Source organism: Microbacterium testaceum StLB037 (genome assembly GCF_900104345.1).
Classification (GTDB): domain Bacteria; phylum Actinomycetota; class Actinomycetes; order Actinomycetales; family Microbacteriaceae; genus Microbacterium; species Microbacterium testaceum_A.
Genome location: NZ_FNJN01000002.1, coordinates 402,597 through 428,971, shown reverse-complemented (window position 1 = coordinate 428,971; position 26,375 = coordinate 402,597). Strand labels below are relative to the sequence as shown.

General features: G+C 71.0%; 25 protein-coding genes and 2 riboswitches. Of the genes, 17 read left to right on the top strand and 8 right to left on the bottom strand.

What is annotated here, in order from left to right:
* Positions 1-25: 25 nt before the first annotated feature.
* A complete protein-coding gene (locus tag BLS25_RS05360; protein ID WP_074694689.1) occupies positions 26-991 on the bottom strand; it encodes a hypothetical protein in 966 nt (321 codons plus the stop codon).
* A gap of 130 nt (positions 992-1,121) precedes the next feature.
* Here BLS25_RS05360 and BLS25_RS05355 point away from each other — a divergent pair, with 130 nt between their 5' ends.
* Positions 1,122-1,616 carry a GNAT family N-acetyltransferase gene (locus BLS25_RS05355; protein ID WP_056224552.1) on the top strand — a complete coding sequence of 165 codons (495 nt, stop codon included), beginning with the start codon at positions 1,122-1,124 and terminating at the stop codon, positions 1,614-1,616.
* Between the two features lie 80 nt (positions 1,617-1,696).
* Here BLS25_RS05355 and BLS25_RS05350 read toward each other — a convergent pair whose 3' ends face one another.
* From BLS25_RS05350 to BLS25_RS05340, 3 genes are all read right to left on the bottom strand, one after another.
* Positions 1,697-2,482, bottom strand: coding sequence for an energy-coupling factor transporter transmembrane component T family protein (locus tag BLS25_RS05350; RefSeq protein ID WP_074694688.1), 786 nt, complete (start codon positions 2,480-2,482; stop codon positions 1,697-1,699).
* Complete coding sequence (locus tag BLS25_RS05345; RefSeq protein ID WP_081349689.1) at positions 2,479-3,927, bottom strand: ABC transporter ATP-binding protein; 1,449 nt, start codon at positions 3,925-3,927, stop codon at positions 2,479-2,481. The genes BLS25_RS05350 and BLS25_RS05345 overlap by 4 nt, the downstream gene beginning before the upstream one ends.
* The gene (locus BLS25_RS05340; protein ID WP_074694687.1) at positions 3,927-4,562 is read right to left on the bottom strand and encodes an ECF transporter S component; all 636 of its coding nucleotides are present in this window, start codon (positions 4,560-4,562) and stop codon (positions 3,927-3,929) included. Before BLS25_RS05340 ends, BLS25_RS05345 begins: the two co-directional genes overlap by 1 nt.
* A riboswitch (TPP riboswitch) is annotated at positions 4,554-4,664 on the bottom strand. (Overlaps the previous gene by 9 nt.)
* Positions 4,665-4,693: 29 nt before the next feature.
* Between BLS25_RS05340 and BLS25_RS05335 the strand changes: the two genes are divergently transcribed.
* From BLS25_RS05335 to thiD, 10 genes are all read left to right on the top strand, one after another.
* Complete coding sequence (locus BLS25_RS05335) at positions 4,694-6,358, top strand: D-alanyl-D-alanine carboxypeptidase family protein (RefSeq protein WP_081349688.1); 1,665 nt, start codon at positions 4,694-4,696, stop codon at positions 6,356-6,358.
* 3 nt (positions 6,359-6,361) lie between these two features.
* On the top strand, positions 6,362-6,718 hold the full coding sequence (locus tag BLS25_RS05330; RefSeq protein WP_056224558.1) for a GntR family transcriptional regulator: 357 nt from the start codon (positions 6,362-6,364) through the stop codon (positions 6,716-6,718).
* A 229-nt stretch (positions 6,719-6,947) separates the two neighbouring features.
* Positions 6,948-8,291: an HNH endonuclease signature motif containing protein gene (locus BLS25_RS05325; RefSeq protein ID WP_074694686.1), complete on the top strand. Its 1,344-nt coding sequence runs from the start codon at positions 6,948-6,950 to the stop codon at positions 8,289-8,291.
* 237 nt (positions 8,292-8,528) lie between these two features.
* Entirely contained in the window at positions 8,529-9,194 is a 666-nt protein-coding gene (locus BLS25_RS05320) for an SDR family oxidoreductase (protein ID WP_074694685.1), read from the top strand.
* A 149-nt stretch (positions 9,195-9,343) separates the two neighbouring features.
* A complete protein-coding gene (locus tag BLS25_RS05315; protein WP_074694684.1) occupies positions 9,344-9,757 on the top strand; it encodes a hypothetical protein in 414 nt (137 codons plus the stop codon).
* 44 nt (positions 9,758-9,801) lie between these two features.
* Entirely contained in the window at positions 9,802-11,055 is a 1,254-nt protein-coding gene (locus BLS25_RS05310; protein WP_176786313.1) for a S8 family serine peptidase, read from the top strand.
* A complete protein-coding gene (locus BLS25_RS05305) occupies positions 11,052-12,431 on the top strand; it encodes a hypothetical protein (protein ID WP_074694682.1) in 1,380 nt (459 codons plus the stop codon). Before BLS25_RS05310 ends, BLS25_RS05305 begins: the two co-directional genes overlap by 4 nt.
* 53 nt (positions 12,432-12,484) lie before the next feature.
* A riboswitch (TPP riboswitch) is annotated at positions 12,485-12,576 on the top strand.
* Positions 12,568-13,392 carry a hydroxyethylthiazole kinase gene (gene thiM, locus BLS25_RS05300; protein ID WP_074694681.1) on the top strand — a complete coding sequence of 275 codons (825 nt, stop codon included), beginning with the start codon at positions 12,568-12,570 and terminating at the stop codon, positions 13,390-13,392. (Overlaps the previous riboswitch by 9 nt.)
* Positions 13,389-14,066: a thiamine phosphate synthase gene (locus tag BLS25_RS05295; RefSeq protein WP_074694680.1), complete on the top strand. Its 678-nt coding sequence runs from the start codon at positions 13,389-13,391 to the stop codon at positions 14,064-14,066. Before thiM ends, BLS25_RS05295 begins: the two co-directional genes overlap by 4 nt.
* Positions 14,063-15,499 carry a bifunctional hydroxymethylpyrimidine kinase/phosphomethylpyrimidine kinase gene (gene thiD / locus BLS25_RS05290; protein WP_074694679.1) on the top strand — a complete coding sequence of 479 codons (1,437 nt, stop codon included), beginning with the start codon at positions 14,063-14,065 and terminating at the stop codon, positions 15,497-15,499. Before BLS25_RS05295 ends, thiD begins: the two co-directional genes overlap by 4 nt.
* A gap of 64 nt (positions 15,500-15,563) precedes the next feature.
* On the opposite strand, the gene BLS25_RS05285 is transcribed toward thiD, so the two are convergent.
* The 3 genes from BLS25_RS05285 to BLS25_RS05275 form a co-directional block, all read right to left on the bottom strand.
* Positions 15,564-15,746: a DUF5302 domain-containing protein gene (locus tag BLS25_RS05285; protein ID WP_056224573.1), complete on the bottom strand. Its 183-nt coding sequence runs from the start codon at positions 15,744-15,746 to the stop codon at positions 15,564-15,566.
* A 38-nt stretch (positions 15,747-15,784) separates the two neighbouring features.
* Positions 15,785-16,711 (bottom strand): DnaJ domain-containing protein, encoded by a 927-nt coding sequence (locus tag BLS25_RS05280; RefSeq protein ID WP_074694678.1) that lies wholly within the window; start codon positions 16,709-16,711, stop codon positions 15,785-15,787.
* A 128-nt stretch (positions 16,712-16,839) separates the two neighbouring features.
* Positions 16,840-17,928, bottom strand: coding sequence for an enoyl-CoA hydratase/isomerase family protein (locus BLS25_RS05275; protein ID WP_074694677.1), 1,089 nt, complete (start codon positions 17,926-17,928; stop codon positions 16,840-16,842).
* Positions 17,929-18,037: 109 nt separating this feature from the next.
* Between BLS25_RS05275 and BLS25_RS05270 the strand changes: the two genes are divergently transcribed.
* The 3 genes from BLS25_RS05270 to BLS25_RS05260 all read left to right on the top strand — a co-directional run bounded on the left by BLS25_RS05270 (position 18,038) and on the right by BLS25_RS05260 (position 20,995).
* Complete coding sequence (locus tag BLS25_RS05270) at positions 18,038-19,297, top strand: ABC transporter ATP-binding protein (RefSeq protein ID WP_074694676.1); 1,260 nt, start codon at positions 18,038-18,040, stop codon at positions 19,295-19,297.
* Positions 19,294-20,112, top strand: coding sequence for an ABC transporter permease subunit (locus tag BLS25_RS05265; RefSeq protein ID WP_056224581.1), 819 nt, complete (start codon positions 19,294-19,296; stop codon positions 20,110-20,112). Before BLS25_RS05270 ends, BLS25_RS05265 begins: the two co-directional genes overlap by 4 nt.
* Before the next feature lie 64 nt (positions 20,113-20,176).
* Entirely contained in the window at positions 20,177-20,995 is an 819-nt protein-coding gene (locus tag BLS25_RS05260) for a sulfite exporter TauE/SafE family protein (RefSeq protein WP_056224583.1), read from the top strand.
* 10 nt (positions 20,996-21,005) lie between these two features.
* Here the strand turns inward: BLS25_RS05260 and BLS25_RS05255 are convergent, their stop codons facing one another.
* Positions 21,006-21,404, bottom strand: coding sequence for a hypothetical protein (locus BLS25_RS05255; RefSeq protein ID WP_256335539.1), 399 nt, complete (start codon positions 21,402-21,404; stop codon positions 21,006-21,008).
* A 111-nt stretch (positions 21,405-21,515) separates the two neighbouring features.
* Between BLS25_RS05255 and cofG the strand changes: the two genes are divergently transcribed.
* The 3 genes from cofG to fgd are packed head-to-tail and all read left to right on the top strand — an operon-like array spanning position 21,516 to position 26,364.
* Positions 21,516-23,870: a 7,8-didemethyl-8-hydroxy-5-deazariboflavin synthase CofG gene (cofG, locus tag BLS25_RS05250; RefSeq protein WP_074694675.1), complete on the top strand. Its 2,355-nt coding sequence runs from the start codon at positions 21,516-21,518 to the stop codon at positions 23,868-23,870.
* Positions 23,867-25,336 carry a flavin-containing monooxygenase gene (locus BLS25_RS05245; protein ID WP_074694674.1) on the top strand — a complete coding sequence of 490 codons (1,470 nt, stop codon included), beginning with the start codon at positions 23,867-23,869 and terminating at the stop codon, positions 25,334-25,336. Before cofG ends, BLS25_RS05245 begins: the two co-directional genes overlap by 4 nt.
* Before the next feature lie 17 nt (positions 25,337-25,353).
* Entirely contained in the window at positions 25,354-26,364 is a 1,011-nt protein-coding gene (fgd, locus tag BLS25_RS05240) for a glucose-6-phosphate dehydrogenase (coenzyme-F420) (protein WP_074694673.1), read from the top strand.
* Positions 26,365-26,375: the final 11 nt, after the last annotated feature.

Here is a 26,375-nt window from a genome sequence, read left to right as displayed (position 1 = left end):
AACCGAGTACCACAGTAGTCGAGACTCAGGACCGCGCCGAGCCCCACCTCTTCTTCGCCCGACGCCCCGGCTGCGTGCGGACGGCGGCGGTCGTCGCGCCGTCCACGAGCAGGATCGTCTGCTCGGGCTCCCACCCGTACGCGGTCTGCAGATGGGCGCCCAGGGCCGAGACCGCGTCGGGGACCGTGGTCTCGGTCCCGCGCGGCACGTCAGCGGCGCCGGGGTCGAGGTCGCGTGCCGCGGAGCGCAGGTCGGCGACGAGGCCTCGCATGCGATCGGGGCCGTAGGCCGCGGATGCCAGGTCCCAGTCCCCCACGACGACCGCCGCACCCGCGGGACACTGCGCGACCTCCGCCGCGACGCGCGGCCCGAAGCGCACGCGGACGACCGCCGCGCCGATCGCGAGGACCGCGGCCGCACCCAGCACCGTCGCCGGGGCGAACGAGAAGACGAAGCGGAACAGCGTCGAATCCCAGCCGACGACGACGCCGACGATCGCCCGCGAGAGCGAATAGACGGCGAAGACGGCGTTCGTCAGCGCGATCACGCGCAGCGGACCGAACGGTTCGACGCGCGAATGGCTCGCGACCCACGCGCACGCGCCGCAGGTCGCGGCGAGGGCGACAGCCTTGACGGCGAGCGATCCCGGAAGCGGAACCGTGGCGGTCACGACGGCGACCGCCAGCGCGAGGACGAGGATCCCGATCGATGTCCTGCGCGCGGGCCGCCCTTCGAGGGCGCTCAAGGCGACGATGAGCAGGGCCGGTGCGAGCACCATGGCCACGTCGCCCAGGACGAGGGTCAGGATGCCGCCCCCCGCACCGTAGATGAAGTACATCGCACTGGAGCCCGCGGCCGTCACCCCGGCCACGGCGGCGAAGCGCAGGAACAGGGTCATGGCTCCGGGAGTGCCGATCCGCGGCATGGCGACGAACATCACGGCGCCCGCGACGGCCACACTCACCGCGAGTATTCCGAACGACAATCCCATGGCATCCCCCGAGCTCATTCTGCCGCTGTCCGAACCGATCGACCCCCGCGATCATTCCCTACGGACGTGTCCGCACGCGTCGGCCTCGCCCCGCACCGTGGTCGCCGCGCGGTGCGCCTAGGCTCGATGGGTGCATCTCCCGGACTTCCGCATCGAGAAGGTCGACGTCGACGATCCCCGCGCGGTCGCCCTGCGCGCCGCGCTGGACGCCGATCTCGACGAGCGGTACCGCGACGCCGACGCCGACGACACCCCCGAGGTCGCGGCGAAACGCGGAGAGGCCCTCGCCGTGCACCCCGAGCAGGTCGTCGCGACGCTGCTGTCTCTCGATGCGGACGACACGCCGCTCGGACACGTGATCCTGCGCCGCCTCGGCGAAGAGTGGGAGCTGAAGCGGTTGATCGTCGTCCCCGCGGGCCGTCGACGGGGGATCGGCACGGCGCTCACCGCGACCGTGGTCGACCTCGCGAGGGCCGGAGGTGCGCACCGGGTCATCTTGCAGAGCGGTCGCATGCAGCCCGAGTCGCTGCGGGTCTACGCCGCCGCGGGATTCACGCCGATCCCCGTCTACGAGCCCTACGTCGAGACGATGCCGCGATCGCTCTGCTTCGAGTACGTGTTCTGAGGCGAGCGCGAGCTCTCGCCTCCGGTCCACGCCGCCCGGGGGCCCACCCGCGCCGAGCGTTGCGGACCCTCCACGGAGGTCTACGTCCCCACCACCCGGAACGCCCCCGACACCACCGCGGCCCCGAGGGCGACAGCGATGAGCGCGAGAGCGGCGGCCAGGGCCACGGCATCCCGACCCGAGAGAGTCGAGGGGCGCGCCCACGTGCGCTCGATGTCGGAGCCGAACCCCCGCGCCTCCATCGCCGTGGCGAGCTTCGTGCCGCGCCGCACGGCGAACACGAGCAGCACGAACGCCATCGAGAAGAAGCGGCGGAGGGCCCCGCGGTCGCCCAGTCCACGGGCGCGACGGGCCAGGCTCATCGTGCGCCAGTCGTCGACGAAAAGGCCGACCGTCCGGGCTCCGGCCAGAACGCCCAGTACGAAGCGGCTGGGCAGCTTCGCCACCTGTGCGAGGGCGTCGGCGAGCTCGGTGGGGTCGGTGCGGGCGAAGATCAAGATGATCGGCAGGGCCAGGGCGACCACGCGCACCAGCACGGCGAGCGAGAGGGCGATCGAGTCGTCGCTCACCGTCGCGAACAAGAACGTGCCGTACACGGTCCCCCCCGGCCGGGCATAGAGCAGCATGCTCACCGCGGCGACGGGGGCGAAGACGATCACGGGCACGAGGCGCGTGAGGACCGCGGCGAAGGTCAGTCCCGTGAGCGGCACGCACAGCAGTTCGAGCAGCAGCGCCGTCGCGGCGCTCACGGCGTCGATCGAGACGAGCAGGGGGGCCGCCAGCACGATCACCATCGCGACCTTCGTGACGGGGTTCACCCCGTCGAGCCAGGCGGTGCGCGGACGCTCGGTGGTGACGGCGCTCACGCGGCATCCCCCATCCGGATGCGGTGCTGACCGAGGTGACGCACCACGTCGGCGTCGTGCGTGACGGCGACCACCGTGCGCCCGCGCGCGATCTCGCGCTGGAGCAGGGCGACGAGCTCCATCCACCCGCGGCGGTCCTGACCGAAGGTCGGCTCGTCGAGCACGATCACCTCGGGAGAGGCCGCGAGCACCGTCGCGACCGACAGGCGCCTCTTCTGTCCCCCCGACAGCGTGAAGGGATTGGCGAGAGCGAGGGATGCCAGATCGAGGCGCTCCAGCAGCTCGTCGACGATGCGGTCGACCTCGGCCGGCGCCATGCGCAGAGCACGGGGGCCGACCGCGAGTTCGTCGCGCAGGGTCGCGGCGAGGAACTGGTGCTCGGGCTCTTGGAAGACCGTCCCGATGCGGGTGAGCAGCTCGGTCGATCGCCAGCGCACCGGGCGACGGATCCCGCGCGCGGCGAGTTCTTCCGCGGCGACGACCTCGCCGGCGAGTTCGGGGAGCAGTCCCGCGAGCGTGAGCGCGAGGGTCGACTTCCCCGCGCCGTTCGGTCCCGTGATCACCGTTCCTGCCGCGCGCGGCAGGGAGACGTCGAGCCCCGAGGCCACGACGGCGCCCTTCTCTCGCCCGATCGACAGGGCGGACGCGCGCAGCACGGCATCAAGCGCCGAGACCGGAGCGAGCACGGGAAGGTCGACCGGGCGACCCGGCACCCACACGCCCGCGGCGGCCAGGGCCTCCCCGTACTCGGCGAACACGCGCTCGGGCGGTCCGTCGGCCAGCACTCCGCCACCGGGGGCGAGTACGACGACCCGGGTCATGAGGTCGGCCCACACCGCCGTGCGGTGCTCGATGAGCACGAGGGTCGTGCCCTCGCGCGCCACGACCCCCTCCACGGCGACGCGCACCTCGGCCACTCCCTCGGGGTCGAGGTTGGCCGTGGGTTCGTCGAGCAGCAGGAGTCCCGGTCGCATCGCCAGCACCCCGGCGAGGGCGAGCCGTTGCTTCTGCCCGCCCGACAGCGCCTTGGCGGGGCGGTCGAGGGGAACGGCGAGACCCACGGATGCCACGGCCTCGGCCACCCGCGCGGGGATCTGCGCCGCGGGGACGCCGAGGTTCTCGCACCCGAAGGCGATGTCGTCGCCGACCTTCGACAGCACGATGCCCGCCTCGGGATCCTGCAGCACCAGGCCGATACGGCCCCGCTGCGACTCGGGTGGGGCGCCGTCGACGAGGATGCGGCCGGTGGTCTCCCCCTCGTCGCTCCCGCCGAGCAGTCCCGCCAGGCCCGCGAGCAGGGTCGACTTGCCGGCTCCCGACGCGCCGAGCAGCAGGACGCGCTCCCCGGGCTCGATGACGAGGTCGACCTCGCGCGTGGCGGGGAGCTTACGACCGGCGTATCGCCAACCCCAGCCCTCGACGTCGACGCGTGCGGGGCCCGTCATCAGACGTCGCGACGCGCTTCCCGGCCCGCGGCGAAGCGGCTGAGCGCTCCGGTGGCGGCGAGGGCGCGCACGAGCAGCCAGCCGACGAGACCGGCCAGCAGGGCACCCGAGACAGCGAGGGTGCCGAGGTAGATGAGGTTGAACTCGAGGGACTTGGCGAGGTTGGGGGTGAGGAACAGCTCGAGCACCCACGCGCCGACGCCCGCACCCACACCCGCGAGCATCGCGACGGGCAGCGTGAACCGCAGATAGAGGAAGGCGAGGAAGATCAGCTCCGCGCCGAGGCCCTGGGCCAGCCCCGAGAAGATCGTGGTGACGCCCCACACGTTGCCGATCAGCGCCGACACGATCGCCGCGATCAGCTCGACGAGCAGTGCCGCGCCGGGCTTGCGGATGACGAGGCCGCCGATGACGCCGCCGATCAGCCAGATGCCGACGGCGATCCCGCCGAGGCCCGGGGTGAGGCCGTCCATCGCGGTGAACCAGAGGCCGCCGACGGTGTTCCAGCCCCAGAAGAGCAGGCCGATCGCGACGCCGAGGACGGCGGCGACGACGATGTCGACGACGCGCCACCGGAAACGGTCCGTGGTGGCGACCGAAGAGCGGTTCGCGAGGGCAGACGTGGACGTGTGCATTTCTCTCCTCCCTGCGCCGGCATGATCCGGATCAGGTTCGACGGTCGAAGCGTGGATTCGCTTCCTCTCAGCCCGGCTCACCGGACTCCCGTGGTTGTCGTGAAGAGTATAGGGCGGGGTAGCGTGGGCGGGTGCACGAGCAGACCCCGGCCTCACGGCGTGCGCTGCGTACACAGGACTCCTCCCCCCGCGCGGCGACCTCCGGCGACTTCGGACCCGCCCTGTCGACGACGGACGACCTGGGCCCGGCCCTCTCGGTTCCGGATGCCACGTCCCCGGCTGTCCGCTCCGAGCCGGCGGCGCATGGCGCATCCACTCCCTCGGCGAATGACCTCGCGGCGAACGGCTCTCTCACGGGCGGGGCACCTGCCGCGGCGACCGAGCCCGCGGCATCCGACTCCCCCTCCCGAGACGCCCCCGCCGTGACGGGCGAGCCATCTGTTCCCGCCACTCCTCTTCCGGTCGCGCTCGGCGCGCTGCTGTGGATCGATCCCGACGATGCGAGCGCTCCGCGCCCGGCCCCCGCTTTCGTCGTCTCGGGTGCCACGTCCCGCTCCGCGGACCTGCTCGCCGGCGCCCGTCGGCCGATCCTTCGTCCCGGCACGGTCATCCCCACGCTTCTCTTCGTGCTGATCATCGCCGCGTACGCCGCGACGACGCTGCTGTGGCCGTTGAACGCCGTCATGCCGACGACCCGCCCCGTGGCCGTGCAGCCGATCGCCGCCGCGGCGGCCGTTCCGGCATGGCCCGCCGAGGGCGAAGCGGCGATCGCGATCGACGGCGTCCCCGACACCCTGTCGTCGTCGGCCAGCGCTCCCGAGTCGATCGCGAGCATCACCAAGATCGTTACGGCGCTCGTCGTTCTCGACCGGCTGCCCCTCGCCCCGGGAGAACAGGGCGAGAGCTACAGCTTCACGCAGGCCGACAGCGCCGATTACTGGCAGTACCGGGCCCGGGGCGAATCCTCGCTCGACGTTCCCGCCGGCGGCAGCCTCACCCAACTGCAGATGCTGCAGGGCATGCTCATCGCCTCCGCCAACAACTACGCGCAGCGTCTGTCGACGGATCTCTTCGGAACGGATGCCGAATTCTCGGCCGCCGCGACCCAGTACCTCGCCGAACGGGGCATCGAGGGCATCACGATCGTCAACCCCACCGGGATCGAAGCCGGCAACACCGCGACTCCCTCCGCCCTCATCGCCCTCGCCGAGCGGGCGCTCGCCAATCCCGTGATCGCCGAGATCGTGCGTACCCCCGAGCTGACCCTGCCCGGGGCCGGCACGTTCAAGAACGGCAACGCTCTGCTGGCCGACCCCGGAGTGGTCGGGGTGAAGACGGGCACGCTCGACGCCTGGAACCTGCTCACCGCGAAAGACATCACCGTCGGCACCGCCACCGTGCGCGCCTACGCCGCCGTGCTCGGTCAGCCCGGGCCCGACAGCCGCAACCAGGCCGCGCGCGACCTCTTCGCCCGCATCGAGCAGGAACTGCAGCCGAAGCCCTCGGTGCCCGCCGGGACGCTGGTCGGCAAGGCAGAGACGCTGTGGGGTCCCGACATCGATCTCGTGACCGCGTCCGACGCCACGGTCGTGCTGTGGAACGGCGGCGCGGCGCAGACCTCGACGTCCTTCAGCCTCGGCGACACCACCGCGGCGGGCTCGACCGTCGGGACGCTGACCGCGACCGGTCCCGTCGACGCCGACACGGTGGATGTGAAGCTCACCGGCGAGATCGACCCGCCGAGCCCGTGGTGGCGCCTCACCCACCCTCTCGACCTCTTCGGCCTGAACGACTGAGCGATGGATCTCTCCGTGGATGCCACCTCGTCGGTGCCGCCGTTCGAGCAGGTGCGGACGCAGGTCATCGCGCAGATCGACACCGGGGAACTCGTCGCGGGGACGCGTCTGCCGCCCGTTCGGACTCTGGCGACGGAGCTCGGTCTCGCCGCGAACACCGTGGCACGCGCCTACAAGGAACTCGAGGAGGCGGGCTACGTCGAGACGCGCGGCCGTGCCGGCACGTTCGTGAAGGGGGCCGACGCGGCCTCCGCTCGCGCCGCGGGTGCGGCGCGCACGTACGTCGAGGCTGTGCGCCGCCTCGGGGTCTCCGCGGACGATGCGGTCGAATTCGTGCGGGCGGCGCTGCGCGATCGGTGAGCACTGAGGCTCGCCCGCGTTTCGCCGGTGAGTGGGGGCGGAGTCGCCGCCGGCTTTCGTGCGAGGTGGCTGAGCCCGTCGGTCGCGGCCGCTCCCCACCCGGCATTGGTCCCTCTCGCACCTGTCCCTCCGGAAGCCCATTCCTCCACAGGCCCGCTCCGCGATTAGTTGTCCCCACCTGGAGTTTTCTTTCCGCTGCAATGTCGGAGGTCACCGCTAGCATGCACACATGCACGATGGCTCCTCCCCGACGAACCCCACCGACGGACCCCGCGTTCTGTCGGTGCTCGTCGACGAGGTCCGCCGCGCCAGCATCGCTCTCGCTGCAGTCGAGGCTGCGCGCACCCGCGCCCTCGCCGAGGCCGGCCACCTCGCCCTCGACGTCATGGCGGGACAGCGCGCGTCCTCCCGCGCCGCCGAGCTCGCTCTGCGCGAGGTGGCATCCGAGATCGCCGCGGCCGAAAACCTCTCCGACCGCACCGTGCACACCCAGATGACCCGGGCGATGACCCTCGTCGACGACTACCCCGACACGTTGTCGGCGTGGGAGTCCGGGACCCTGACCCGCACCCACGTGAACACCATCCTCGATGTCGGCTCACCCCTCCCCGTCGAGGTGCGGGAACAGTTCGACGCCCTCGCAGTGAGCACCGCAGAAGGCCTCAGCCCCGGGCGCCTCCGCTCACGCCTCGCCGCCCTCGCCGAACGCCTGCACCCCACCACCCTCACCGAGCGCCACCGCCGCGGCCGCGACACCCGATGCGTGAGGATCGTGACCGGCCCCGACGGAATGTCGGACCTCGTCGCCACCCTCCCCACCGTCCTCGCGGTCGGAATCCACGACCGTCTCACCCTGCAAGCCAAAGCCCTCATCGACGCCCGCCTCGACGACCCCCAGGCGGTGAGCGACGAACGCACCACCGCGCAGCCCCGCGCCGACATCCTCACCGACCTGCTCCTCACCGCAGCCCCCGAAGCCGACCCCACCCGCACCGACGACGGTCCCGGCGCCCTCGGAGCCATCCGCGCCCGCGTTCAGGTCGTCGTCCCGGCCCTCACGATCCTCGACCCCACCGCCGAGAATGACGACCCCGCCGAACTCATCGGGCACGGCCCCCTCGACGCCGCCACCGCCCGCGGCCTCGCCGAAGCCACCACCCTCCCCTGGGACCGCGTCATCACCCACCCCATCACCGGTGCCGTCCTTCACACCGACACCTACCACCGCACCACCGCCATCGACCGCTATCTCCGCGCCCGCGACCGCCGCTGCCGTTGGCCCGGGTGCACCGTCCCCGCCATCCGCTGTGAAGTCGACCACACCCGCGAACACGCCCTCGGCGGCCCCACCCACGTCGCGAACCTCGCCCACCTCTGCCAACGCCACCACACCCAGAAGCAGTTCACCCGCTGGAGCGTGGAACAACTCCCCGGCGGAATCCTCCAATGGACCAGCCCCACCGGCCGCACCTACACCGACGAACCCCTCCCCTACTCCCCCGCCGTCCGCTTCCTTCCCGACGACCCACCCCCGCCCGACTCCGACGACGACGGCACACCCCCACCGTTCTGACGCGCGTGGCGTGTTACCCGGGATGCCTTTGTGCGCGCCCGGGCGCTTCACGCTGGGCTCGTTCGGCGGGGTTCTCGTGGCAGGACTGCAGGTGTGGCGACGCTCGTCACTGGGCGCCCACGCGCTCGAGCCGCTCCGCTTGTCGACCCGCACGGAGCTGGGGGAACATCCGATCGCGTACAGGGCGGCCGACCGGCGTCTACGAGAGCGTCGGCCGTGCCCTCTACGCTCAGCTCCATGCCTCTCGCCTTGGTAACCGGAGCAGCTCGACCGAACAGCATCGCGGCGGGCATCGTGCCCCGGCTCAGAAGTGACGGCTGGGAGGTCGTGACGAGCGACCTCTCCGATGGTGACTATCCCTGCGACCTCGCAGACGTCTCGGGCCCCACCAAGCTCGTCGAGCGCGTCTCGATCGATCGCGGGCCGATCCAGGCTCTCGTCCTGAGCCACGCACACGACATCAAGTCCGGCATCATCGACACCACCGCGGAAAGCTTCGATCGCCATATCGCCGTGAACGCCCGCGCGTCCCTCCTGCTGATCGCCGCGTTCGCCCGGCAGGTCTCTGACACGGGTGGCGCGATCGTCGCCTTCACAAGCGATCACACCACTGGCAATCTTCCGTACGGCGCCTCGAAGGGGGCTCTCGATCGAATCGTCATCTCGGCCGCACGCGAGCTCGGTCCGCGCCGCATCTCCGCCAACGTCGTGAATCCGGGTCCGATAGACACCGGCTGGATGGATGACACCACCCGCGACGGGTTAGCCCCACACCATCCCCTGGCTCGGCTCGGGACACCCCGCGACATCGCGGCCATCACCGCTTTCCTGCTGTCCGACGAGGGCCGCTGGATCAGCGGTCAGCTGCTGCACGCCGACGGTGGGTTCTCCGCGCGGTACTGATCGCGCCCGAGAGGAGGGCCGACTGCTGTGGATAACTGGTTTGCTCAACTCGGCAGATGCGCCATCATTGACTCGCAAGCGAAACCGGGGGGCGACGCTCACAGCGACGGTCAGGATCCCCGTTCGTGCCGCGCGAAAGGAACCTGGACATGGTCGGGATGATCCGCGTCGAAGACGGAGTGGGCGACTACCACGTCTCGCGCATCCGCCGAGCGAGCGACGAACTGCCCGACGACGCCGTGATCACCGTCGTTCACGGCAACCGCGAAGAGGACGCTCCCGAGGCGTACATGAAGAAGCTCGAAGGTGTCGCCGCCGAGATCGCCGGGCGTATCCAGGAGGTGCGCGACTTCACCGCTCGCAATGCCGACGCGCTCGCCGACGCCGTCCGGCTGCTGCTGGAAAGAAATCAGATGAGCGCCGACGAGGCCCGCCGCATGACGACTCTGATCGACGAGGTCGGCACCCCGACATCAACCTCGGCGGTTTCGCCCTCGAGCCCGGCCGCCACCACTCCGACCGAGTCCGATACTGCAGCGTCGCGATCCGGGTTCGGCCAATGAGATTTCGGCGGCTTCGGAACCGGCTCGCCGCCTCGGCCCTGGCGGTGCTTCTCGTTGCCAGCGGCAGCGCCTCAGCTTCCGCGGCCGATGAGCCCAGTTCGTGGTGGTACGACGCCTATGGCATCGGCGCCATCCATGCTGAGGGGTGGACCGGAAAAGGCGTGAAGATCGCCGTGATCGACGGAAACATCAATCCGGATCTCCCCTCGTTCTTTGGGCGGAGCCTCGCGGTGGATGCGCGGTCCCTGTGCGCCGAGTACCCCCTACCCACCACCACCGAGGTGACAGGCGACTCGGTTCACGGGACGACTCTCGTGGCGCAGATTATCGGTACAGGGGACGGTCCCGGGGCCATCAGGGGGATGGCGCCTGACGCGGACGTTACGTTCTATAGCTACGGTACGAAAGAGGGCGAAGCCTGTACCGCATCGGAGTACGCCGACACACTCAGCCCCGGCGCTCTGGCGATCCAACGTGCGGTCGATGGGGGCGCTCAGATTGTCACCACCTCTGTGCTCGATTCCCCGCGCTCAGGCGATGCGGACGTCGTCGCGAACGCCATCGCGAAGGGGGTCATCCTCATCTCGGCGACTTCTAACCCGACCACCCCCAAAGGGAAGGGTCTCGACGGCTTCCGTGGTGTGCTGAATATATCCGCGGTTGATCAGGCTGGGGCACTTCAGAAGACCGCCGATGGAAGTCCGTTTGCGCTGGCATGGACGACACTCGTCGCCCCGGGCGTGGATCTCCCCACGATTGGGAGAGTGGGCGGTTCCTGGACTCAATCGGTTGCAGCTTCCGGCTCGTCATTCGCAGCGCCAATTGTCGCGGGCATGATGGCGCTGACTAAACAGAAGTACGCAGACGCCACGGGCAATCAACTCTTGCAGAGTGCGATCCATAACACCGGCAAGGACGACCACGAGCTGATCTACGATTCTGCGAGCGGATTCGGGTACGGCCTTGCCTGGCCAGCACACCTCCTCCGCGAGAGCCCCTCGCAGTACCCGAAAGAGAATCCGTTACTTTCACGGGGGGACCCGCAACCGACAGACGCCGATATCGAGGCCGCTGCTCAACGTGGGTTCACCTATCCGCCGGCCGTTCAAGCCGACTCCCCTCAGGGCCCGGCCGCCCCCCGATCCGGGGATGACTCGCCGCAGAATGCGTCGACCGCCATGAGCTGGCTCCTGCCGATCGCCGTCGCCGCTCTCGCTGTCGCCGTTCTCGCCGGGGCGGTCATCACCCTGGTTGTGGTTACGAGAACGAGAAGAAACCGAACAGGAGCAGCGCGATGACCGGTCCTTATGAGCAGGGTCTCATCAACATCGCCGACGGCGGTGCCCCCTTCGACGTCCCTATTGTGCGAAACCTGGTTGCCAAGCTGGTCGAACTTCGTGATGTCGTCGGCGCGGCCGCGCAGCAGCCGGGTATCGAGGGCGATTCTGCTGACGCAGCCTCCGCGAAGTTCCTCGCCGCGAGAAACACGATCGGAGAGCAGATCGTTTATCTCGAGAAGACGCTGCAGACCGCCCTCGAAACCGCCAACGGCGTTCGAGATGATGCGCGTGAACGGCTTGCCAATCTTCCCGCAGGCGAGCTGACCTCGGGACAGGAGTCTTTGGTTCGAACCGCTGCTGTGGGGACGACGCTCATTTTCGGGCCGCTGGCTTTGCTGGCGGGTGAAGGGGCTGTGCAGGCGTTCAACGGACAACTTAGTCAGCAGCGCGAGGCTCAGGCGAAGCGGGATTTCGAATCCGTCAGCGGCACGCTGCAGGGTTTAAACCCGCCCTCACCCCCGCCGGCCGAGTTCCAGGTGACCAAGCCGAAACGCTTCGTTGAAGAGGAGACTCCCACCACTACCGGGGGATACCCCTCCGGGGGCGGGCCTCGTCCCGGCACTAGGCCGACGGGATCGACGAACGATTCCCCCACCTTTGTTCCCCGCGGATACGACCCGGCGGACCCCGTCCAGATCACGCCCACGCCGGAACACCTGGTTCCCCGTCCCGACACCCCGCGTGGCCCCGGCATCGACCTCGGCCAGGTTCCCCCGCACTACACCCCGCCGACGCCGGACGGCTCGATCTCGGGTATCGGCACCCTCCCCGGACATGTCTCCGGCCCCGGCTTGATCGGGGGCCCCTTCCCCGGCGGGATCTCCGGGGGCGGGGCGGGCCTCGGCTCGGGCCTCTCGGCCGGACTGATCGCCGGGGGCGGTGGCGCAGCGGCCCTCAGCCGGTTGAGCTCGGGGGCGGGTTCGAGCACCGCGGCCGCCGGACGACCCATCAGCGGGAGCGGAGGACTCCTCGGCAAGAGCGGAGCCTCGGCCACCGGCACCGGGCTCGGCGGACGCTCGGGCACCGGCTCCCTGGGCGGCGGCGCAGGCGGCACGGGCGCATCCGGAACCGGCGCGAACGCCGCCGCGGCCGGAAGCCGTGGAGCCGGGACGTCGGCCACCACCGGTGGAGCCGGGGGCGGCACGGCGGGCGGCGGCACGGCCGGCGCCGCCGGCAGCCGGGGCGCCGGAGGTATGGGCTCGGGCTCGGGCTCACGCTCCGATCGCCGCGACGAGCGACGCGGCCTCGGCGGCCCCATCGCCCCTCGCCTCGAAGACGACGAAGAGACCGGTCCCCGTTCCGAGAACGCCGCCGCGGGCTCGCGCGACGACTGAGACGCGGCATCCGGAGCGCGGCATCCGGATGCCGACGACCTGCTAGCGTGCCAGACAGTGACACGGGGTGCCCGCAAGGGCTGAGAACACACCCGTCGAACCTGATCTAGTTCGTACTAGCGAAGGGATGTCGCGAATGGTCGTTCGCACGTCGTCGTCTCCGTCCACCCTCACAACCAGCACCGCCGCAGCAGCCCTCGACGCTCTGCGCGAGGCCGCCCCGCTGACGCAGTGCGTCACGAACGCGGTGGTGACGAACTTCACCGCCAACGCGCTGCTCGCCCTCGGCGCGGCACCCGCGATGTGCGACATCCCCGGCGAGGCCGGGATGTTCGCCGAAATCTCGGGCGGGGTGCTCGTCAATCTCGGCACCCCCACGAGCGAGCAGAGGGATGCCGCCCGCGAGGCCGTCACCGCGGGAACCCCCTGGGTCCTCGACCCCGTCGCCGTCGGCGCCCTGCCCGTGCGCACCGCCCTCGCACACGAGCTCCTCGAACACCGACCCGCGATCATCCGCGGGAACGCGTCCGAGATCCTCGCCCTCGCGGGAGCCGGCGCCGGCGGCCGCGGGGTCGACGCCACCGACTCCGCCGAAGACGCCCTCGACGCCGCACGCTCCCTCGCGATCCGCACCGGCGGCACCGTCGCCGTCTCGGGAGAGACCGACCTCATCGTGGATGCCACCCGCACGGCGCGCGTGACCGGCGGCAGCGCCCTGCTGACCAAGGTCACCGGCGGCGGCTGCGCGCTCGGGGCCGCGATGGCGAGCCTCCTCGCCGTCGCCCCCGCGTTCGATGCGGCGAGCGCCGCCAGCGCGATCTGGGCCGTGGCGGCGGAGCGGGCGGCATCCCGAACAGGAGGGCCGGGGTCGTTCGCGGTGGCGTTCCTCGACGAACTGGCCGCGATCCAGCCCGCCGACCTCGACGGACGCGTCCGCGTCGACACCGAGGTCGCACGATGACCGCCGACCTGTCCCTGCACCTCGTCACCGATCACCGCGTGCCGTTCGCGCGCCTGCGCGACCTCGTCGACGAGGCCGTCACCGCGGGCGTGAGCGTGGTGCAACTGCGCGACAAGGTCGCGAGCGGCGCAGAACTGTTCGCCCGCACCCTCGACCTCGCCGACGTCATCGCGGGACGCTGCACGTTCGTCGTCGACGATCGCCTCGACATCGTCCTCGCCGCGCGCGAACGCGTGGGCACAACGGTCGGTCCCACCGGAGACCGCGCTCGCGTCGACGGCGTCCATCTCGGCCAGAGCGACCTGCCCGTCGACGCGGCGCGCGCACTGCTCGGACCCGACGCCCTCATCGGATGGACGGCGAACACCCCGGCGCACCTCACCGCGGCGGAGGCGCTGCCCGCGGGCACGGTCGACTACCTCGGCGTCGGCGTCATCCGTGCCACCTCGACGAAACCCGACCACCCGCGACCGCTCGGCATCGACGGGTTCGGCGAGCTCGCGGCATCCGCTCCCCTCCCGTGCGTCGCGATCGGGGGGATCGGCCTCGACGACGTCACCGCCCTCCGCCGCGCCGGTGCCGCGGGAGTCGCCGTCGTCTCTCTGGTGAGCGAGGCCGACGACCCGGGCGAGGTCGTCCGACACCTCCGCGCGGCGTGGGAGGACGGAGCATGATCCCCCGCGTCCTCAGCATCGCCGGCACCGATCCGACCGGCGGGGCGGGCATCCAGGCCGACCTGAAATCGATCGCCGCGTTCGGCGGCTACGGAATGGCCGCGGTCACCGCCCTGGTCGCCCAGAACACCCGCGGGGTCCGCAGCGTCCACGTACCGCCGACGGCCTTCCTCGAGGAGCAGCTGCGCGCGGTCGGCGACGACGTCGACATCGACGCGGTGAAGATCGGCATGCTCGGCTCGACCGACGTCATCGCCACCGTCGACCAGTGGCTCACCGCCACGCGACCGCCGATCGTCGTCCTCGACCCCGTCATGGTCGCCACCAGCGGTGACCGCCTTCTCAAGGCGGACGCTGAAGACGCCGTGCGCGCACTCTGCCGCCGCGCCGACCTCGTCACCCCCAACCTCCCCGAACTCGCGGTACTGGTGCGCGAACCCGTCGCGACGACATGGGAGGCCGCGGTCGCCCAGGCCGAACAGCTCGCCGCAACGGCCGACACCGCGGTCCTCCTCAAGGGCGGACACCTGGACGGCCGACAGTGCCCGGATGCCATCGTCGACGCCACCGGTGTGCACGAGGTTCCGGGCCGCCGTGTCGATACCCCGCACACCCACGGCACCGGCTGCTCGCTGTCGTCGGCCATGGCGACCCTCGCCGCGCACGGTCTGCCCTGGCCCGACGCCCTCACCCGCGCGAAGCGCTGGCTCACCGGAGCCCTGGAGCACGCCGAAGCCCTGCACGTCGGTCGCGGCAACGGCCCGATCGACCACCTGCACGAGCTGCGCCCGCACATCGACCTCGGCCGATCGTGGAGCAACGAGCGGTGGGATGCCACCGCCTCCATCCGCGCAGAGGTCGACGCGTGCGGGTTCGTCGGGGGTCTGGCATCCGGAGATCTCGACCGTGACGCCTTCGCCTGGTATCTCGGCCAGGACCTGCTCTACCTGCGCGAGTACGCCCGCGTGCTCGCACGCGTCGCCGCCCTGGCCCCCACCGCCGAGGAACAGCGGTTCTGGGCCGCGGGCTCGGTGGCCTGCCTCGCCGAGGAGGCGACGTTGCATCAGTCGCACGTCGACCCGGCGGGGCTCGAACCCGCCCCGACGACCTGGGCGTACACCGACCACCTGCACGCCGCCGCAGCCGGCGGGTCGTACGCGGTCCTGGTCGCGGCGATCCTGCCGTGCTACGTGCTCTACACCGACATCGGGGCCCGCTGGAGAGGCACCTTCGGCCCCACCCACCCCTACGCCGACTGGCTCACGGCCTATGGCGACGAGACGTTCGCCGCGTCGTCGGCCGCGGCCGAGAGAATCGCGGATGCCGCCGCGCGAACGGCATCCCCCGCCACCCGCCGTGAGATGGCGACCGCGTACGACCGATCCATGGCGCTGGAGCTGGCGTTCTTCGACGCGCCCCTGAAACGCGCGTGAGGTGCCGGGGGTCTCGCGCACGAGACGTGATCCCCGGCACCTCAGGTGACGTCGGCCGAGAGGCTCAGCCGCTCTTGCGACGGAACTCCCGCTTGGTGACCGCTCCGTGCGTTCCCTGCACGGCGGAGTGGCCGTCGAGGTGCGCCTGACCCGAACGGTGCTGACCGTTCTTCTTCTCGAGCGCTTCCTTGAACTTGCGCTTCATGTCGTCGGATGCCGAGGCACCCGCGGTCTCGTCGGTACTCATGCCTCCACCCTAGGCATGTCCGCGGCGGGTGTCGCGAGTCAGACGTGCCGCACGCGCTGCTGCAGACGCGTGCGGATGTCGAACAGCTCGGTGCCGCCGACCTCGCGCCCCCCGGTGATCCCTCTGCGCAACAGGGTCGTGAGCGCACTGCGCGTGACCAGCGCCACGGGCGTTCCCCGCACTTTGCCGAGCTCGGTGATCGCGTCGAGCACCGCGTCGTCGGGCAGCACGACCATCGCCCCGCTGAAGCGGACACCGGCCGCGCGCGCGATCACGCGAGCGCGCGACACGAGCTCGGTCACGGGGGATCCGATCACGTTGGGGCCGGTGATCTCGCCACGGCGCACCCCCACGGGGCCGCCGAAGTCCTCGCTCAGCAGGGCGTAGAGGCCGCTCGGACCGAGGACGAGGTGGTCGAGCTTCTGCTCCGGGTCGCGTCCGTCGCGATCGGCGAACACGTCGTGCCAGACGGTGTAGCCCATGCCCAACTCCGCGACGAGCCGGGCGGTCTCTTCCTCGGCGAGCGCGTCGGCGAGGATGTGGCGGATCTCGGGCGGGGCCGACCGCACGAGAGCGGGGTCGTAGGGGTCGGCGATGTCGACGCCGCGCCCGACCCACTCGCGGATGAGTCCGAGATACCGCTCGCGACGCCACCCGCCGGGCTGGCCGTGCGATCGTGCGCGCGGTCGCGTGTCGGCCGGACGGGAGGGAGCGGATGCCTGCACCCCACCGCCCCATTCGCCGGGAGCCGTCCCGCGGCCCCGGTCGTAGGCGCTGCGCGCCTCGGGCGTGCCGACGAGCTCCCAGGCACGCTGGACCTGGACGAACAGGGCGGCGTCGCCTCCGGTGTCGGGATGGGTCTCGCGCAGACGCACGCGGTAGGCGCGGCGCAGACCCTCGTCATCGATGTCGGCCGCGACCCGGAGCACCTCGTATGCCGAAGACGACATGGGACTGTCGAACACGTGCGTTCATCCGTTCTGCCGCGAGGACGCGGCGCCTCTCAGGCTAACCCGCTGCGGCTGAGTGCGGCCCGGACGGTCGGGTCGCAGACGTGGGAGCGCGATCACATCTCGCGGACGCGACGGCGCTGTCACCAGAGCGCGGGCTCCGGCGCGTACGCGAAGGCTTCGGCGACGCGCTCGGCAGGAAGGTCCTCGAGGCGCGCAGGCGACCACGACGGCGACCGGTCCTTGTCGACCACCTGGGCGCGGATCCCCTCGACCAGGTCGGGTTGCGTGAACGCGAACCACATGACCAGGCCGTATTCCTGGGCGAGAGCGGCGCGCAGCGAGGGCAGCTCGCGAGCGCGACGCACCGCCTCGAGCGTCACGGCGAGCGCGGTCGGCGCCGACGACGCCAGCAGCTCGGCGGTGTCGCGCGCTTCGGGCTCGGGTCTCGCACGCAGACGGTCCACGATGCCGGACACGTCCTCGGCCGCGAAAGCGTCATCGACCCACTCCCGCGCGTCCTCGAGTCGCGACCGCTCCGGGGTCTCGTCGAACAGCAGCACCAGCTCGGTGGGACTCGACGGGTCGGCGCGGTTCTCGAGCGCCTCGTACAGCGCCTCGAGGTGCGCGGTCGGCACCATGTGGTCGGCGAAGCCGGCGTACACCGCGTCCGCGGCATCCATCGTCCCTCCCGTGAGGGCGAGGTATTCGCCGAGACGGCCGGGGGCCCGCCCCAACAGCCACGATCCGCCCACGTCGGGGGTGAAGCCGATGCGGGTCTCGGGCATGGCGAGCTTCGACCGCTCCGTCACGATGCGGATGGCCGCGTGACCGGCCAAGCCGATCCCTCCGCCCATGCAGACGCCGTCGGCGATCGCGATGACGGGCTTGCGCGAGATCGCGATGCGGTGATCGAGCGCGTACTCCTCGCGGAAGAAGGCGTGCACCTCGTCGACCCGACCCGCCGTGACCATCTCGTGCAGCGCGCGCACGTCGCCACCGGCGCAGAAACCGCGCTCCCCCGCCCCGTCGAGGAGCACCACGTCGACGTCGGTGTCGCGCTCCCAGCGATCGAGCGTCACGTGGAGGGCGCGGATCATCTCGAGGTCGAGGGCGTTGATGGCCCGCGGGCGATTCAGCGTCAGATGACCGAGGCCGCCACGGCCTCCGACCAGGACGCTGTCTGCGGCGGTGTCGCCGGCGCTGACGTCTTCGGTTCGCTGTGCGTGCACGGTGCCACGTTACACAGGCGGTTCGCCGCGCCCTCGGCTGTGGATAACTGTGTTTTCGCCCCCGGATCGGGGAAGATGGGAAGAACGCACGCAGAACGAAAGGTGCCGTATGCCCGACGGACAGGTGCTGGAGCTCGCCGGGCTCACCAAACGCTTCGGCTCGATCTCCGCCGTCGACGATCTCTCGGCCCGGATCGAACCCGGACAGGTCACCGGCTTCCTCGGTCCCAACGGCGCCGGCAAGACCACCTCGCTGCGCATGCTGCTGGGCCTCGTCCGCCCCACGTCGGGCACAGCGACGATCGGCGGCAAGCACTTCAGCGAGCTCACCTCGCCGCTGCAGACGGTGGGCGCAGCCCTCGAGGCCTCGAGCTTCCACCCCGGGCGCTCGGCGGCGAACCACCTCAAGGTCTACGCGCGCGCGGCGGGCCTGCAGACCTCCCGCGTCGACGAGGTCCTCGGCCTGGTCGGGCTCGCCGATGTCGCCGGTCGACGGGTCGGCGGCTTCTCGCTCGGCATGCGCCAGCGTCTCGGACTCGCCACGGCGCTCCTCGGCGACCCGGGTGTCGTCGTGCTCGACGAGCCCTCGAACGGCCTCGATCCCGAGGGCATCCGGTGGATGCGCTCGCTCCTGCGGCACCTCGCCGAAGAGGGTCGCACCGTCCTCATCTCGTCGCACCTCCTCGCCGAGGTGCAGCAGACGGTCGACGCGCTGCTGATCATCTCGCGCGGCCGCCTGGTGTTCCAAGGCGGCATCGAAGACCTCGCCGACCCCGACGAATACGCCACCGTGGTCGACTCGCCCGATCGCGCGGGTCTGTCGCGCGTGCTCGACGAGCGCGGCATCGAGTACCAGCTGCTCCGTAACGGCTTCACGATCCGTCACCACGATCCCGTCGAGATCGGCGGCCTCGCCGCGGGTGCGGGGATCGCCCTGTCGAACCTGCAGAGCAAGGGCGCGAGCCTCGAGGACATCTTCCTCGAACTGGTCAGCGGGGTGCGCGTGCACGAGAGCGCGGGTGCGGCCGCCCCGTCCGAGCCCGCCCCGGATGCCGAGACCCCGCCGTCCACCACGAACCTCGACGCCTTCCCTGCTCCCACCGGCGCACCGGCCCCCGCGGTGAGCCACGACGCGCTCTCCTCCGACGCACCCGGTCCCGACGAAGCGCGGCCCTCGACCGCCCTCGTCGCGGTCATGACTCCGCCGCGCACGGTGCGCAGCGCGCCGGAGGCCCCCGAGGCGGGTCCGCGGCAGTCGTACGCCGTCGCGTCGACCGGGGTGATCGACATCGTCTCGCCCGCCGGCCACGACGACCGGGCCGCGGACCGACCCGCCGATCAGCCCCTCGACCAGGAGGTGCCGCGATGAGTCTCGTCGCCGCCACGCGCTCGGAGTACACCAAGCAGTTCACCACCGTCGGCTGGTGGGTGCTCGCGATCGTCCTGGTCGCCTACGTCGGCTTCACCGCCGCCGCCCTCGCGTTCGTGTTCGGCGGCGTCGCCTCCGGCGAGCTGACCGGAGCGAACGGCCCCGCGATGTCGAGCGAGGGTGTTCCGGCCCTCGTCTACAGCTCCGCCACGGCGGTCGGCTACGTCTTCCCGTTGCTCATCGGCACCCTCATGGTCACCACCGAGTTCCGTCATAAGACGCTGACGCCGACCTTTCTCTCGACTCCCCGTCGCGGTGTCGTCCTCGTGGGCAAGTTCATCGTCGGCATCGTGGTCGGCCTGCTCTACGGCATCCTGGGCTCGATCGCCGCGGTCGCCGCCGGGGCGGGCGTGCTGAGCATCTTCGGCATCGACTCGGAGCTCGGGCAATCCGACACCTGGGTCCTCATCGGACGCATGCTGCTCGCCTTCGCCCTGTGGGCCCTCGTCGGCATCGGCGTCGGAACGGTCGTCCGCAACCAGGTCGCTGCGATCGTCATCGTGCTCGCCGTCACGCTGTTCATCGAACCGATCGTCCGCACCATCGGCGGCCTCGTCGAGGGGTTCGGCGACGTGGTCAAGTGGTTCCCGAGCGCCGCGAGCGACGCGCTGGTGGGGCAGACGATCTTCGGCACCATGGGCACCGGGAACAACAGTGCGCTCGAGTGGTGGGCGGGCGGACTCGTGCTGCTCGGCTACGCCGTCGTCTTCCTCGTCATCGGCCTCTTCACCACCTGGCGTCGCGACATCGACTGAGCGCGTCCGCTGCGCGCGGCGTCCGTGCATTTGGTCGCCCCGCCCGGGTCGGTGAGAATCAACCGTGCTCGATGGACCGGTGATCGCCGAGTGGCTCCCCGTCTCGGTGGCGGCCCTCCTGCTGCTGCTGATCGCCGCGGGGGTCGCCGGCTGGGTCGACGCGGTCGTCGGCGGGGGCGGTCTCATCCAGCTCCCCGCGCTGGTCATCGCCGTCCCGAAGGACGTCGCGACCCCGTTCATCCTCGGCACCAACAAGTTGTCGTCGTTCTTCGGGACACTGTCGGCCAGCTGGGTGTACCTGCGCAAGATCCGCGTGCAGCTCGTTCTGCTGATCCCCCTGGTGGCGGGGGCGTACGCGGGCTCCACGGTCGGCGCGGCGCTCTCGCGATTCGTCCCTCGTGAGGTGCTGACCCCGATCGTCCTCGTCGCGGTGATCGCCGTCGCGCTCTACACGCTGTTCAAGCCGCAGATGGGCCTGCACCACGAGCCCCGGCACGACAAGGCGACGGCCATCGCCTGGCGTGCGGCGGCGATCGGTCTCGCGGTCGGGTTCTACGACGGCATCCTGGGTCCGGGTACCGGCTCGTTCTTCGTCATCCTCATCGTGAGCGTGCTGGGGTACGGCTTCTTGCAGGCGAGCGTCAACGCCAAGATCGCCAACCTCACCACCAACCTCGCCGCTCTCGCGGTGTACGGGGTGCACGGCGAGATCCTTCTCGTGCTGGGGCTCGCGATGGCCGTCATGAACATCACCGGCGGCTTCATCGGCGCTCACATGGCGACGCGACGCGGCAGCGGGTTCGTGCGGATCGTGTTCCTCGTGACGCTGTCGATCCTGATCGTGAAGCTCGCGTGGGACACCGTGGTGCAGTTCACGTCGTAGACGGCGCTGGTCAGCTCACGATGTCGGCGACGTTCTCGGGCTCGGATGCCACGTCGAGGCGCAGCGCCTTGAGCAGGGCGACCCCGTGCTTCGTCGTCAGCACCAGGCGCTCGAACTCCTCGTGACCGGAGAGGTCGATCACGACGCTCGGCTTGCGACCGCGGATGATGACGAAGTCGTTGCCTCCGGCGGACTTCCAGGTGCCCGCTCCGAGGGCGACGGGGAGATTGATACCGGGATTCGGCACGCCTCGGATCCACGTCCACGCGTCGTCGGTGAGCTGCACCCGTTCGATGTGCTCACGGGGAACGACGATGTTGCTCTTGCGGAAGGACAGCGCACGCTCGGTCGGCGAGAGCACGACCTCGAGCTGCGTCGAATCGAGCAGCAGGGTCACCATGTGTTCCATCCTGCCAGCGTCGGGCGGGGCGAACGGGCCTCTCACCTCACAGGACCGCAACGATCAGTAGCCGTCCACCGTCACGGCCCGGATGTCGGAGCCGCGGGATAGCCTTGACCAATGAGCACGGGCAGCGTTGCGCCGCGAGTCGCACCGGCCCGAGGCGCGTCGATCGACGATCTCCTGACCGCGATCGCGGCGGGGCACCGCCCCGACGTCGACGAGACCGAGGCGCTCCTGCACGCTCCGCTCCCCGCGCTCTTCCGCGTGGCGTCGGCGCTGCGCGACGAAGGGCTCGAGCACGCCGGCCGGCCCCGTGTCATCACGTACTCGCGCAAGGTCTTCGTGCCGCTCACGACCCTCTGCCGCGATCGCTGCCATTACTGCGTGTTCGTCGACACCCCCGGCCAGCTCGCCCTGCTGCGGAAGCCCGCGTACATGAGCCCGGAGCAGGTGCTCACCGTCGTGCGCCAGGGGCAGGCGATGGGCTGCAAAGAGGCGCTGCTGACCCTCGGCGACCGCCCCGAAGAGCGCTGGCCCGAGGCCCGCGCGTGGCTCGACGAGCACGGCTTCGCCTCGACCATCGACTACGTCGCGCGCATCGCCCGGCTCATCACCGCCGAGACCGGCATGCTCGTGCACGCCAACCCCGGCGTCATGCACCCCGACGAGCTCGCCGCCCTGCGCCCCGTCTCCCCGTCGATGGGCATGATGCTCGAGACCACCTCGCGTCGCCTCTACGAGGAGCCCGGCCAGGTGCACTTCGGCTCGCCCGACAAAGACCCCGCACTCCGACTGAAGGTCATCGACGACGCCGGGGCTGCCGGCATCCCGTTCACGACCGGCATCCTCGTCGGTATCGGCGAGACCGTGCGCGACCGCGCCGAATCACTGGTGGCCCTGCGCGAGATCGACGATCGCCACGGCCACGTGCAAGAGGTCATCGTGCAGAACTTCCGCGCGAAGCCCCGCACGGCGATGCAGGGCGCTCCGGATGCCGACATGCACGACTACCTCGCCGCGGTCGCCGTCGCGCGACTCGTGTTCGGCGCCGACATGCGCATCCAGGTGCCGCCGAACCTCTCCGACCCGCGCGAGCTGAGCCTGCTGATTGACGCGGGTATCGACGACTGGGGCGGCGTCTCGCCCCTGACAGCCGACCACGTCAACCCCGAGCGCCCGTGGCCGCAGATCGACGACCTGGCCGCGCAGACCGCGGCGCAGGGATACGTCCTGCGCGAACGCCTGACCGCGCACCCCGAGTACGTGGGCGGCGCCGAGCGCTGGATCGACTCCGCTCTGCACGCTCCTGTTCGGGCATTGGCGGATGCCACGGGACTCGCGGCCGACGTGAAGCCCGCGGCGGTACCGGCCTCTGTGATGACGCCCGGCGCACGTGCCGTCGACCCCGGCGTGAAGCGTCTGGCCGAGCGGGCGGCATCCGCCCCTCTCGACCTCGGCGACGACGATTGGGTCCGACTGCTTCGCGCCACCGGCGCCGAGCTCGACGAGCTCACCGCCGCCGCCGACGACGCACGCCGCTACACGGTCGGCGAGCCCGTCACCCTCGTGCAGAACCGCAACCTCACCTCGACCGGGTTCCGTCGCACGGGTCGGGGGAGCGCGGGAGAGTTCGACCTCGACGACGCCACCGAGATCGCCGCGGATGCCGCCGCGCTCGGCGCGACCGAGATCTGCATCCAGGGGGCGCTGCGGCCCGACGAAGACCCCTCGGGCTACCTCGACCTCGTGCGGGCGGTGAAGCGCGGGGCTCCCGGCATCCACGTGCACGCGTACCGACCGCTCGACGTGCGCGACCTCGCCGACCGCGGCGGGCTCGGGCTCGACGGCGCGCTCGCGGCGATGCGCGATGCGGGTGTCGACACCGTGCCCGGCACGGGCGTGAAGCTCCTCAGTGAGCGCGTGCGCGCCCTCGTCGCCCCCGGCGACCTCGAGATCGATCGCTGGATCGAGGGCATCACCGCGGCGCACCGCGCGGGCTTCCGTTCGACCTCCGTGCTGTTCTACGGGCACGTCGAGACCGCCGCGGAGCGCATCGCGCACCTGCGACGCCTGCGCGAGATCCAGGCCGAGACCCGCGGCTTCGCGGAGTTCGTGCCGATCCCCCTTCCCGGCGGAGACGTGGCCCTAGTCGAGGGTCGCAGCCCGATCGACGAGCATCGCGCGATGGTCGCCGTGTCGCGACTCGCGCTGTCGGGGAGCATCTCGCACGTGCAGATCCCGTGGACCCGGGTCGGACGCGAGGCCGCGGCCGTGCTGCTGCGCTCGGGCGGCGATGACCTCGGCGGCACGCTCTACGACGGTCGGGTGCTGTCCGACACCGGCATCGAGCAGGGCCTCGAACTGCCGGTCGCGGCCGCCGAGCGCATCGCGCGGAGCCTCATGCGGCCGTTCCGACTGCGGACCACCGACTACCGGGTCGCACCCCGACCCGGCGACGGGCACCCCGCATGAGGATCATCGACACCGTCGTGGTCGGGGCGGGCTTCGCGGGCCTCGCAATGGTCGGAGCCTTGCGGCGAGCCGGCCGCGACGACGTGATCGTGCTCGAACGCGCGGCCGACGTCGGCGGAACGTGGCGCGACAACACCTACCCCGGAGTCGCGTGCGACGTGCCCGCGCACCTCTACAGCCTCGCCGCACACCCCAACGCGGGCTGGTCGCGCACCTTCGCCCCGGGCGGCGAGATCCAGGACTACCTGCGCGACGTCGCCGACCGCGAAGAGCTCGGCGACAAGCTGCGGTTGCGCACCCCGATGCTGGGCGCCGCGTGGGACGTCGAGACGTCGGTGTGGCACATCGACACCGGCGCGGAAGAGCTCGTCGCCCGCTCGCTCGTGCTCGCGTGCGGTCGCCTGACCGAGCCGTTCGTCCCCTCGATCCCCGGGCTGGAGTCGTTCGCGGGGCCGCTGTTCCACTCCGCGCGGTGGAACCACGACATCGACCTCACCGGTAAGAGGGTGGCCGTCGTGGGCACCGGGGCGAGCGCCGTGCAGCTCGTGCCCGAGCTCGCGCGTCTCGCCGCCCACGTGACGCTCTTCCAGCGCACCCCGGCGTGGATCGTGCCCCGCGGCGGCGGTGACATCCCCGTCTCCGAGCGCGAACGTCTCGCCGACAGCCCCGGCGCCCTCGCGCGCCTGCGGGCGGAGCTCTACGCCGAGGGCGAGCGGCGTTTCGCCTCGCGTTCGGGTGACACCGTGGCATCCGCCGCCGCCCGCGATGCCGCTCTCGCCCACCTGCACGCGCAGGTCACGGATCCCGCTCTGCGCGCCGCGCTCACCCCCGACTACGCCTTCGGCTGCAAGCGCGTGCTGCTCTCCGACGCGTTCTACCCGGCGGTGGCGTCGGATGCCGTGACCCTCGAACCCACGGAGCTCGCCGCGGTCGACGGATCGACCCTGACCGCCGCGAGCGGCGAGCGGTACGAGGCCGACGTGCTCGTGCTCGCGACCGGCTTCGCCGCGGCCGAGCAGCCATACGCCGACCTCGTGCGCGGTGACGACGAGACCCTCGCCGAGCACTGGTTCGAGGGCATGACCTCGTTCGGGTCGACGGTCGTCGCCGGCTTCCCCAACCTCTTCGTGCTCAACGGCCCCAACGCGAGCCTCGGTCACAACTCCGCCGTGCTCATGGCCGAAGAGCAGTCCGCCTACGTGGTGCGCGCCCTCGCCGAACGCGACCGCCGCCCCGAGCGGGTGCTGCGCGTGCGCCCCGAGGCCGAGGCCGCCTATACCGACGAGATCGACGCGGCCGCGGCATCCACCCCCTGGATGACCGGCGGATGCCGCAACTGGTACGTCGATTCCCGCTCGGGCCGGCTCACCCTGCTGTGGCCGGGCACCGTGCAAGCGTTCCGCGAGCGCCTCACCGGCGCCGACGGGTCGGAGTTCGAACCCGCGCACAGCCCCGTGCGCAGCTGACACTGGAGGAGTCACAGATGAGCGTTCCCCTGAGATTCGGCTACAAGGCCTCGAGCGAGCAGTTCGGGCCCAACGAGCTGCTCGATTTCGGCGTGCTGGCCGAGGAGGTCGGCTTCGACTCCGTCTTCCTCTCCGACCACCTGCAGCCGTGGATGCACGACGGCGGCCACGCCCCCAATGCCCTCCCCTGGCTCGGCGCGCTGGGTGCGCGCACCGAGCGCGTCATCATCGGTACGAGCGTTCTCACCCCGACGTTCCGCTACCACCCGGGCGTCATCGCGCAGGTGTTCGCGACCCTCGGCGTGATGTACCCGGGCCGCGTCGTGCTGGGCGTCGGCACCGGCGAGGCGCTCAACGAGGTGACCCTGGGCCTCGAATGGCCCGAGCCGCCCGAGCGCTTCCAGCGCCTCAAAGAGGCCATCACGATCATCAACGAACTGTGGGCCGGTGAGCGCGTCACCTACGAGGGCACCTACTACTCGGTCAAGGACGCCACGATCTACGACCGCCCCGAGCAGAAGGTGCCGATCTACATCGGCGCCTCGGGTCCCGCGGCCACGCGCCTGGCCGGCCGCATCGCCGAGGGCTACATCACGACGAGCGGCAAGGATCCCGAGCTCTACACCGAGAAGCTGCTGCCCGCCCTCGACGACGGTCTGTCGAAGGCCGGGCGTTCGCGCGACGACGTCGACACGCTCATGGAGGTGAAGGTGTCGTACCACCCCGACCACGACACCGCGATGGAGAAGACCCGCTTCTGGGCTCCGCTCGCGCTCACCGCCGAAGAGAAGATGAGCGTGCACGACCCGATCGAGATGCAGCGCCTCGCGAACGAGCTGCCGATCGAGCGCGCGGCCTCGCGCTTCATCGTCTCGACCGACCCCGACGAGCACGTGGAGCGCATCGCGCGGTACGTCGACCTCGGCTTCCGCCACCTCGTCTTCCACGACCCCGGGCACGACCAGGAGGAGTTCCTGCGCATGTACGGCGACGAGATCCTCCCGCGCCTGCGCAAGCGGTTCGCCTGAGGCGGTGGGGG